General features: G+C 28.4%; 10 protein-coding genes. All 10 read left to right on the forward strand.

The window, feature by feature from the left end; genetic code table 11:
• Positions 1–477 precede the first annotated feature (477 nt).
• Positions 478–1,929 (forward strand): ABC transporter substrate-binding protein, encoded by a 1,452-nt coding sequence (locus tag ACYUCG_RS06445; protein WP_283682655.1) that lies wholly within the window; start codon positions 478–480, stop codon positions 1,927–1,929.
• Between the two features lie 111 nt (positions 1,930–2,040).
• The gene (locus tag ACYUCG_RS06450) at positions 2,041–3,207 is read left to right on the forward strand and encodes an iron-containing alcohol dehydrogenase (protein WP_460268326.1); all 1,167 of its coding nucleotides are present in this window, start codon (positions 2,041–2,043) and stop codon (positions 3,205–3,207) included.
• A gap of 172 nt (positions 3,208–3,379) precedes the next feature.
• Positions 3,380–4,279, forward strand: a complete 900-nt coding sequence (locus ACYUCG_RS06455) for a sulfide/dihydroorotate dehydrogenase-like FAD/NAD-binding protein (protein WP_460268327.1) — start codon at positions 3,380–3,382, stop codon at positions 4,277–4,279.
• A complete protein-coding gene (gltA, locus tag ACYUCG_RS06460) occupies positions 4,272–5,666 on the forward strand; it encodes an NADPH-dependent glutamate synthase (protein ID WP_460268328.1) in 1,395 nt (464 codons plus the stop codon). Before ACYUCG_RS06455 ends, gltA begins: the two co-directional genes overlap by 8 nt.
• 35 nt (positions 5,667–5,701) lie before the next feature.
• Positions 5,702–6,040 (forward strand): FmdB family zinc ribbon protein, encoded by a 339-nt coding sequence (locus ACYUCG_RS06465; protein ID WP_060797012.1) that lies wholly within the window; start codon positions 5,702–5,704, stop codon positions 6,038–6,040.
• Between the two features lie 182 nt (positions 6,041–6,222).
• Entirely contained in the window at positions 6,223–6,945 is a 723-nt protein-coding gene (locus ACYUCG_RS06470) for a Bax inhibitor-1/YccA family protein (RefSeq protein ID WP_460268329.1), read from the forward strand.
• Between the two features lie 505 nt (positions 6,946–7,450).
• Positions 7,451–8,434: a hypothetical protein gene (locus tag ACYUCG_RS06475; protein WP_460268330.1), complete on the forward strand. Its 984-nt coding sequence runs from the start codon at positions 7,451–7,453 to the stop codon at positions 8,432–8,434.
• Positions 8,435–8,443: 9 nt separating this feature from the next.
• Positions 8,444–9,616, forward strand: a complete 1,173-nt coding sequence (locus ACYUCG_RS06480) for a hypothetical protein (RefSeq protein ID WP_460268331.1) — start codon at positions 8,444–8,446, stop codon at positions 9,614–9,616.
• A gap of 158 nt (positions 9,617–9,774) precedes the next feature.
• A complete protein-coding gene (locus ACYUCG_RS06485) occupies positions 9,775–10,266 on the forward strand; it encodes a hypothetical protein (protein ID WP_143831043.1) in 492 nt (163 codons plus the stop codon).
• A 136-nt stretch (positions 10,267–10,402) separates the two neighbouring features.
• Entirely contained in the window at positions 10,403–11,341 is a 939-nt protein-coding gene (locus tag ACYUCG_RS06490; protein WP_315632513.1) for a flippase-like domain-containing protein, read from the forward strand.
• The last annotated feature ends 205 nt before the right edge of the window (positions 11,342–11,546 follow it).

Here is an 11,546-nt window from a genome sequence, read left to right on the forward strand (position 1 = left end):
TTAGGAGTAGAACTTTATTTATGGTTTTTATATTTTATTTTAAATGAAATACTCGTAAATGATAATTAAAATAAGAAAAACAATAAAATTCTTAAGATAATACTTAAAATTAAAAAAATAATCAGTGAATTTAAGAAATGTTATAGGTAAGAAAGGAAAAAATTTATTTAAAATAGAGGAGCATGTATCAAAATAATTTTTGATACATGCCCATACATGCAATATTTAAGGGTATAAGGAGTTAAAACTGTTATATAAATAATAATATTAATTTAATCCGTAGAGGTTACGCAATTATGTCTTAAATGAAAAGAAATGGTTACAAAAATAAAGAATAAGTTAGCACTTTTATAATCTTTTGATTAAATTTCTCTGTAAACGTTTTGTTAAACGTTGAAAAAAGAAGAATAAGAAAGTGATTTATACAATATATATATAATGAGGACTTATTAGTTTGATTTAAGGGGGAAAAGAAAAATGCTTAAAAACAAAAAACTGATCGCTTTATTATTAGGAGGAATAATTGGAACATCTTCTATCTTAGCTGGATGTGGCTCTGGGGGGAGTGCTTCATCTGGTGGTGGAGAAGGAGAAGAACCAGTAAACTTAGTATGGTATGTAATCGGTAAACCACAAAATGATGGAGAATTAGTTGAGGAGGAAGTAAATAAGTATATAAAGGATAAAATAAATGCTACTGTAGACATAAAACATATTGACTTTGGTGATTATAGTCAAAAAATGAACGTAATAGCTAACTCAGGAGAAGAATATGATTTAGCATTTACATGTTCATGGGCTTTCCCATACTTAGATAATGCAAGAAAGGGAGCTTTCTTAGAGTTAAATGATCTTATAGATAGTCATGGAAAAGATCTTAAGAATGTTATTGATGAAAGACTTTGGAAGGGTGCAGAAGTTGATGGAAACATATATGCAGTGCCAAACCAAAAGGAAATAGCAGGAGCACCTATGTGGGTATTTGATAAGGAACTTGTTGAGAAATATGATATTCCTTACCAAGATATTCATTCCGTTGATGATTTAGAACCATGGCTTGCACTTATAAAAGAAAAGGAACCAGATTTTGTTCCATTCTATACTCAAGGAGATGGAATTCCTATAGAAGGTATAGAGGATATAACATCAGGCTTAGGTATTTTCTATGATGATGAAAGCTTAACAGTTAAAAATATGTATGAAACAGAGGAGCTAAAACATCTTTTCACTAAATTAAGAGAATTCTATGAAAAAGGATATATAAATCAAGATGCAGCAGTTAGTAATATGAAAAATGAAGTTAAGAGATTTGTGTGGAAGGCTGATGGACAACCATATGCTGAAAATGGATGGAGTCAATCTTTAGGTAGAGAGGTTGTAACTTCATCAATAGTTTCCTCATATGTTACAAATGCATCAACTACAGGTGCTATGACTGCTATATCAGCAACATCTAAGCATCCAGAAAAGGCTATGGAACTTATAAACTTAGTAAATAAAGATTCTACATTAAGAAATCTATTAATGTTTGGAATAGAGGGAACTCACTATGAAAAGGTTAGTGATAATCAAATAAAGAGAGATCCAAATGGACCATATAGTGTTACAAGTTGGGCTTATGGAAACTTATTTGATACTTATGTTTTAGATAGTGACCCAGTAGATAAGTGGGATGCTTTTGAGGAATTTAACCAAAAGGCTAAAACTTCAACTATATTAGGATTTAAATTTGATACAGAAAAAGTTGTAACTCAAATGTCAGCTGTAAGTAATGCTTTTGAAGAGTTTATTAAACCTTTATATACTGGTTCAGTAGATACTGAAGAGACTTTAGAAAAGTTAAATAAGAAGCTATATGATTCAGGTCTAGAAGATATAAAAGTTGAGTTACAAAGACAATTAGATGAGTGGAAAAAAGAAAATAAATAGGATTTAGGAATAAAATTAAATAATAATAAATAAAATGTAAAGTAGATTATAGTTTATATAATCTACTTTGTTTTTTGTTAAGAATATATTATTTTGGGAGGAATTATTAGTATGGCAAGATTTACTTTACCAAGGGACGTATATCATGGAAAAGATTCTTTAGAGGTGTTAAAGAGTTTAGAAGGTAAAAAGGCTTTTATAGTTATTGGTGGCGGATCAATGAAAAGATTTGGCTTTTTAGATAAGGTTTTAAGTTATTTAAAGGAAGCTGGAATGGAAACAAAGGTTTTTGAGGGAGTAGAACCAGATCCATCAGTAGAAACTGTTATGAAGGGTGCAAAGGAAATGGAAGCCTTTGAACCAGACTGGATAGTTTCCATAGGAGGAGGTTCACCTATTGATGCAGCAAAGGCTATGTGGATTTTCTACGAGTATCCTGATTTTACTTTTGAAAAGGCTATTGTTCCTTTTGGATTACCTAAGCTTAGAAGAAAAGCAAAATTTGTAGCTATTCCATCAACTTCTGGAACTGCTACAGAGGTAACTGCCTTTTCAGTAATAACTGATTATAAGGCTAAGATAAAATATCCTTTAGCAGACTTTGAAATAACTCCAGATATAGCTATTGTTGATCCTAGCTTAGCAGAAACTATGCCAGAGAAGTTAGTAGCTCATACAGGAATGGATGCCTTAACTCATGCTATTGAGGCTTATACTGCAAGTTTAAGATCAAACTTTACAGATCCTTTAGCTTTAAAGGCAATTGAAATGGTTAATATGCATTTAGTAAATTCCTTTAAGGGAGATATGGAAGCTAGGGGAGAAATGCATGAGGCTCAATGTTTAGCAGGAATGGCCTTCTCTAATGCTCTTTTAGGAATAGTACATTCTATGGCTCACAAGGTAGGGGCAGTATTCCATATACCACATGGATGTGCTAATGCTATCTTCTTGCCATATGTAATTAAATATAATAGAAAAGCTTGTGAAGATAGATATGCACAAATTGCAAGACATATTGGATTAAAGGGAGAAAGTGAAAGAGAGCTAACAGATGCCTTAGTAGATTTAATAAATAAGTTTAATAAGGAACTAAATATACCTTCATCAATGAAAGAGTATGGAATAGATGAGAATGAATTTAAAGCTAATCTTAAATTTATAGCTCATAATGCTGTTTTAGATCCATGCACAGGATCAAATCCAAGGGAAGTTGATGATGAAACTATGGAAAAAATATATACTTGTGCATATTACGGCAGTGATGTGGATTTTTAAAGAAGAGAAGATTATCTTTTTAGGAAAAATATAAATCAGAGAGATATATAAAGTATAGATAAGAGGATTGTGTTAAAACTCAAAGATAAAAGTTATAAATTTTATGAGTTCTTTGATACAATCCTGTTTTTTTAGGTGGGAGAATAAAATATTTTTGGAGAGGTTTAGTTAGATGTTTAAAATTTTAGAAAAAAGATATTTAAATGACTCTGTTTATTTAATGAAGATAGAAGCACCTAGAGTAGCTAATAAGGCTAAGCCAGGTCAATTTATAATACTTAGAACAGATGAAGAGGGAGAAAGAATTCCTTTAACCATAGCTGACTATAATAAGGAAGATAAAAGTGTAACCATTGTTGTTCAAGGTCTTGGGGCTAGCACCTTAGAACTTGGAAAATACAATGAAGGTGACTATATACATGATTTTCTTGGCCCTTTAGGAAGGGAAAGTGACTTTATATATGAAGATTTAGAGGAGTTAAAAAAGGAAAGAATATTATTTGTAGCTGGTGGAGTTGGAGCTGCACCTGTATATCCTCAAGTAAAGTGGCTATATAACCATGGAATTTTAGCAGATGTTATAGTTGGAGCTAGAAATAAGGATTTATTAATATTTGAAAAGGAGCTTAGGGAGGTTTCTAAAAATCTATATATAGCTACTGATGATGGAAGTTATGGATTTAAGGGGAGAGTAACTGAACTTTTAGAAGATTTAGTGAGAAATAAGAGTATAAATTATAATAGAGCAATTGTAATTGGACCAATGATAATGATGAAGTTTATGTGTGAACTTACAAAGAAATTAAATATTCCTACCACTGTAAGTTTAAATCCCATAATGGTTGATGGAACTGGAATGTGTGGTGCTTGTAGGGTTACAGTTGGAGGAAAAGTTAAGTTTGCTTGTGTTGATGGACCAGAATTTAATGGTCATTTAGTAGATTTTGATGAATCTATTAGAAGACAAGCTATCTACAAAACAGAAGAGGGAAGAGCTTTCTTAAAACTTAAAGAGGGAAATACCCATAGTCATGGTGGATGTGGATGTAGAGGTGATTTGAAAAATGAGTAATTTAAAAAAGAAAAGAGTTAAATCTAGGGAGCAAGATCCAATAGAAAGAGGGAAAAACTTTAAGGAGGTTTCCCTAGGATATGGAGAAGAAGAGGCTATTGAAGAGGCAAATAGATGTTTAGGGTGTAAAAATCCTAAGTGTATGGAAGGATGTCCTGTTTCTGTAAATATACCAAGTTTTATATCTTTCATAAAAAAAGGAGATTTTTCTGCTTCTTTTGAAGAGTTGTCAAAATATAATGCTTTACCTGCTGTATGTGGCAGAGTTTGTCCACAAGAATCTCAATGTGAAGGAAAGTGTGTTTTAGGAATAAAAGGAGAGCCATTAGCTATTGGACAACTAGAAAGATTCATAGCAGACTTTGCAAGAAATAATAAATTAAGCTCTTTAAAAAAGAGTGATAAGACTTTAGAAAAGGTGGCTGTTATTGGAAGTGGCCCTGCTGGCTTAACCTGTGCAGGAGAATTGGCTAAACTAGGATATAGAGTAACTATTTTTGAAGCATTACATGAATCTGGAGGCGTTTTAGTTTATGGAATTCCAGAGTTTAGATTACCAAAGAAGGATGTAGTTAAATATGAAATAGAAGAAATAAAAAAACTAGGAGTTAAAATAGAAAATAATGTTGTTGTAGGAAAAACTGTGGACATTGATGAATTAATAGAAAATGAAGGATTTAAGGCTGTCTTTATAGGTTCTGGAGCAGGTCTTCCAAAATTCATGGGGATTAAAGGGGAAAATGCCAATGGAGTTTTTTCAGCCAATGAAGTTTTAACTAGGGTAAATCTTATGAAGGCTTTTAAAAATGAAAGCCATACTCCTTTAAATTTAGGAAAAAAGGTTGCTGTAGTCGGTGGAGGAAATGTTGCTATGGATGCAGCTAGAACTTCCTTAAGATTAGGAGCAGAAACTCACATAATTTATAGAAGAAGTGAAAAGGAGTTACCAGCTAGATTAGAAGAAGTTCATCATGCTAAGGAAGAGGGAGTTATTTTAGATGTTTTAACTAATCCTACTGAAATTTTAACTGATGAAAAAGGTTGGGTAAAGGGTATAAAGTGCATAAGGATGAAACTTGGAGAGGAGGATTCTTCAGGAAGAAGAAGACCAATTGCAATTGAAAATTCAGAGTTTATTATGGATGTAGATAGTGTAATAATGTCCTTAGGAACTTCACCTAATCCACTAATATCCAATGCCACAAAGGGATTAAAGACAAATAAGAGAGGATGTCTCCTTGTAGATGAAGAAAGTTTAAGTACTTCCTTAAAGGGAATTTATGCAGGAGGAGATGCTGTTACAGGAGCAGCTACAGTTATTCTTGCTATGGGAGCAGGAAAAAAAGCTGCAAAGTCCATTGATTCTTATTTAAGAAAAAAAGAGTAGAGAATATCTAAGCAATTCTTAAGGAAGAGTTTCATATGAAATTTAAAAAAAATAAATTAACTCTATTAATTTTTAGCCTTATAGTAATTTCAACAGCCATAATTGCCTATAAATTAATACCTATGAATTTATTTAGTTTTATTTTATTTTTAATTTATGTATTTTTAGAAATATTTTTATTTAGACTTTGGATATTAAGCACCTATGGTTTTATTTGTATTAATTGTGGGAATACTTTTAACATAGGAATGTTAAAAAGAATTTTATTTTTTAAGGAAAATAAAGAATGTCCAAAATGTAAAAGTAGAAATATAGTAAAGGAGCATCTTTGGAGTCATTGTTTACACAGTTGGAATGATTTAGATGAGGATTAATATTAAATAAAGAAATATTATGATTATAATAAACAAAGGAATGAGATACTATATAAAATTAAATTTAATCATTAAATTAATATTAATTTGCATTTTAGCCATAAATGAAACAGATTTGACATACTTTGACTTTATAATTTAAACTATAATAAATTACTTACATTTGTATAGGAGGTAGAAACATGAGAAGAGAATCAAATCCTGCATTAGCAGCTGGGTTTGAAAAGGCTGTTAGTGATGGAACAACCATGACTGTTGGAGGAACTATAGTAAAAATATTAATAATGACAGCTATTTTAGGTGTTGCTTTTGTTTATAGTTGGATAGCTTTTCAAAATCCAGATGTGAATTATAAAAGTGCTTTAGTGGTTTCACTAGGAGGATCATTAATTTTAGGACTAGTAACATCATTCATACCAAAGATTGCACAGTTTACAGCAGTTTTCTATGCCGCTTTTGAAGGTGTTCTTTTAGGTTCTATATCAAGATACTTTGAAAGTATGTTTCCTGGAATAGTATTCCCAGCTATGCTTTTAACAATAATATGCTTAGTTGCTACAGTACTTATATATAGAAGAACTCCAGATATAGCTGGAAGAATTAGCAGAGGAGTTTTCATAGCTATAATATCAATTGGAGCTATTTACTTATTAGGAATGGTACTTAGTTTCTTTGGAATAACTTTACCTATATATGGTTCAGGAATAATTGGTATAGGATTTAGCCTATTTGTTGTTGCAATTGCTACAGCAAGTTTAATAATGGACTATGATTTCATACTAAAAGCTTCACAATATGGATATCCAAAGTACATGGAATGGTATGGAGCTTTTGGATTAATGGTAACTTTAATATGGTTATACACTGAAATACTAAATCTTTTAGCTAAATTTTCAGATAACTAATATATAAGAGGTTATATAAAAATAAGTTTTAATAAAAGCTACAAAAAGTATGAAGAGAATATCTAGATGAGCTTTAGAATTTAAATTATTACGGAGAAGATATTACGTTAAAAAGCTGAGACTATTCGAAGCGAAGCTAGTTTCGAAGCTTTAGTAATATGTTCGCAGTAATGATTATAAATTCTTAGCGAAATCTAGTAATTCTCTGAATATGTTTGTAGCTTTTATTATTAACTTTTTATAAGCCTCTTATTTTTTTTGCCCTATTTTAGATTAAGCCCTAAAATAGGGCTGTTTTTTTAATGAAATTTTATAAAGTTAGGAATACATAAATAAAAAGTAAATTATTTAAAATAGGCACCTTTAAGTATTTACATATATGGTAAATAAAGTATAATTATTATAAAGAGAGCTTGAATTTTATGACTTTTGATGAAGAGATTTAGTAATAAATGAAGTTTTATGGTATATAAACTCATATTAGGTAGTGGGTTAGGAGGAAGTTATGGAGAATAGGAATGAAGATAACTTAATAGATGAATTTAATGAATTAGTTTCAGAAATAAGTAAATCAGTCTTTGACAAATCTATTTATAGGGATTTAAAACTTACGGAAGAAAATTTAATAAAGACCCTTACAAGTACTTCAGAAAAAACTGCTACAATAAATAGGAATAACTTAATAAGTTTACAAAATAATTTAAAGATAATATTAGATGAATCTATAGCAGACTTTAATTTAGGGGTTCAGCAAGGGGAAGAGGCCTTTGAGAAAAAAGCTAATGAATTTTTAAATAATATAGAAGAAGTATCTATCAAGTCAAGAGAAAACATTTACGAATTAAAAGAGAAGGCAAAGGAAACCTATGATGAAATAGAAAAGTTAAAGGAGCAAGTAGAGGGAATAAATAAAAATATAGGAGAATTATCAGAAGAAGAAGGGCTTCAAAATGTAGCTTCTTTACAAAGAATAGGCATAGAATTAAATGAAAAGATAAGGACAAGCAACCACATAGCTAAGGAGCATATAGAAAAAATTGAAGAGATGGATAAAATGCTAAAAGGTGAATGCTTAAGAGTTATGAACTGTGTCAATAAATTAGAAAATAGGTTAAAGGTAGATAAAAGTGAAATTAGAGACAATTTCTTAGGCTTTAAAGAATATATGGGAGAGGGTCTTGAGGAGATAAATTATAATATTAAGTTAGAGTTTAATGAAATAAAGGACCTTTTAGAAGAAGGAAATACTAATATGAATAACTCTATGGAATTATTAAATAGTGCCATAGAGAAGTATAATGTTGATGTAATAGATGCCATAAGAAGGATTGGAGAGAGAGTTAATAATTTAGATAGAAAAATATCTAATATGAATAAGGGACCTGAGGAACCGTTTTTTCATGAAGAATTAAAAAGTGAATTAGATAAAAAATATTACTTTTTAGTAGTTAGTATAGTAATTGTAGGCATTTTAGCAGTTTTATTTTAGGAGAAAACCATGTTAGTTAAAGAATATGAAGTAAAAGTTTCTAAAGATAAAGAGGAAAATAAGTTTTTTTATAATTCACAGAGTTTAAATGAGAAGTTTTTAAAGCTATATAGGCATATAAAAGAATATGAAAAGGAAAATAAACTATTAATAATGACTTTAAAGTTAAGAGAATATATAAAGGATTTAAAAATAGAATTAGAATCCTTAGAAAAATGTGCAAGTAGCAATAGGGAGCATAATAAAATAAATTCTTTTTTAAGGAAAGCAAAAAGAGAATTTAAGGAGATAGATATAAAAATTAACTCTATAAGCAAAGATAATTTTAATGGTTTAGAAGATGAATTAATAGATGAAATTCTATTAAATTTAAAGTACAAACTATTAGAAGCTATTAAAGAGTATAATGAAGAGTTAAATAAGGGTTATTTATATCATAATCAGTTAAGAATTGATTTTGGAATTCAATGTAAGGATTTAAAAGAAAAATTCTTAGAAGAATTAAGAAATTGCCTAGAAAGTTCTTCTAAAAGAATTAAAGAAAATATTAATTTAAAAAGCAGAGTAGTATTAAAGGAAATAAAATTAACTTCAAAGGAAGATATTAATTTAGAAGTAGTAGATATAATAAAGAATGATATTTTAGAATTAAGTGCTGTAAATGAGGAAATATTTAATATTTATACAAAATATGAAGAAATAATCCATGGGAGTTTTTTTGAAAGTTTAAATAAATTAGGAATAAGAGAATCAGAGAGGCATGATTCTTATAAATGTGAAAAGGTTGATTATACTTCATTAAATAAGCGATTTTTTAAGTTAATAGAATTTTTAAATAAAGGATTTTTGAAAAATAAAATTTTAATGGATATAGAAAAATTCATAGGACATGAAAATATAGAAAATAAAATGGAAATAGAACTTTTATATGCCTTAGATTTATTTAAGGAAGAGTATATTAAAAGTATAGAGGGATTAATTTTAAACTTGAAAGAAAGATTAGAGGAGAATATATATTCTAATTTTGAAAGTGATTATGGGAAGTTATTTTCAGTAGAAGATCAAAGTGAAATCTTAAATAATATGTATTTAAATCTAAAAAACGTAGAATCAAATAATTTTAATAAAATAACTTTAGTTGATTATTTAAATAATAGTAAAAGAAGTAAAAGATATACTTAATATATCTTTTGCTTCTTTTTTATCTATATTTAATTTTAAAGAATTAAATGTCCAGTTATGAAGGAAATAAACCCACTTATGCATGTTATCTTTAAAATTGTAAAAAAATGTTGTATTATATAATTGTATATGAACATAAATAGATAGGGGGTAATTTTGTGGGGAAAAAGATAATCTTCCCTATAGCTATTATAATGCTTATTCTTGGAGTTCTTGTTTCTATTTTTATTAAAGAAGATACTTCATTTAAGGTGAAGGAAAGTGAAGTAGTAGCAATGAAATACTATATGAATAAAGAAAGAAGTGAAAATTACCACAATGTACCTAAGGATCTAGAGAAGAAGAGTATTGAAGAGATAGTAAGTATTTTAAATGAAAGTGATATTAAGGAAAAAAAGAGCTTTGCACCAATAACTGATAGTGATAGGAAATTATATATTTTTTTAAGTAACAATGATGTAATTGTTATAAATAATAATAGTATAGATGAAGAGAAATACATAGTTGAATATCCTAATGATTCAATTTTAGGTAGTAGTAATAAATCAAAATATGTGGTAATAAACTCAGAGCGTTTAAAAAATGTATTTTTAAATATAGAGGAGTCTTTTAATTGTGTAAACGGTTTTAGGAATAAGATGAAAGTATAAAAGTTTTTATATTATAATTTTATATTAATAAAAGCGATTTAAAAAAATTTTAAATCGCTTTTAATTTTGAATTTTATTTAATTTAATGTAAAATAATATTAATGATGTGTTAACAAATACAAAGGAGAGAAAAGATTTGAAGATTAAATTAAATAATAAAGTTAAGCTTTTTTTAAAGATAACTTTTATAGCAGTAGTATTAGTTTTAGTAGCCTTTGGATTTAAAAATATGTTTAAAGAATTTAATATGAACTATTTTAATATGTATAGGGATAGATTGCATTTTCTACAGCTAACTCTAATTGCTATAGCTGGTATTATTGCATATATGCCTTTATCTATTTATGATTTTATTTTGAAAAAGAATGTTGGAATAGATATTAACAATATAAAATTATATAAATATTCTTGGATAGCAAGTTCAATTGCAAGTTTACTTGGATTTGGAGGGGCTACCTCCTTAGCTTTTAAGCAATATTTTTATGGAAGTCATGTTAAGGATAAAAAGAAGTTATTAAGGGAAATTGGAAAGATTATATTTTTAAACTTAACTGGATTATCTGTATTATGCATAATTTATATTCTCTTAGAATTTAAGGATATAAAGAATTTAGGGATTATAAAATATGTAGTATACGGAGTTGCTGCCTATGCTCCTTTGGTTATTATAAATTCATTATATAACTATAAAAAGAAAAAGGATGAAGAAGGATTTACCTTAAAAGTTGTAGGAATATCCTTTGTAGAGTGGACTTTAAATATGCTACTTATATATTTAATATTAGCTATTACAGGGGCTCATATAAAACTTACAGAATATTTTTATGTTTATGTAAGAGCTACAGCTATTGGGATAGTAAGTATGATACCTGGAGGTCTTGGTACCTTTGATTTAACATTTATAGAAGGTTTTAAATCTTGGGGAATACCTATAGAACAAACTTTTTTAGTAATAATACTTTATAGGATAAGTTATTTCATATTACCAGCAGCAATAGGAGTAATTCTATATATTCATGAGTTTGGAATGAATTTTAAAGCCTTAATAAAAAGTAGAAAAAATAATGAGGATTAAGTTCGAAAATCATTAAGGGACTGTATCAAAATATAAAAAATAAAACTTACAAACATTATGAAGAGAATATCTAGATGAGCTTTAGAATTTAAATTATTACGGAGAAGATATTACGTTAAAAAGCTGAGACTGTTCGAAGCGAAGCAAGTTTCGAAGCTTTAGTAATATCTTCGGAGTAATGATTATAAATTCTTAGCGAAATCTA

The organism is Clostridium sp. CTA-17 (assembly GCF_054767895.1).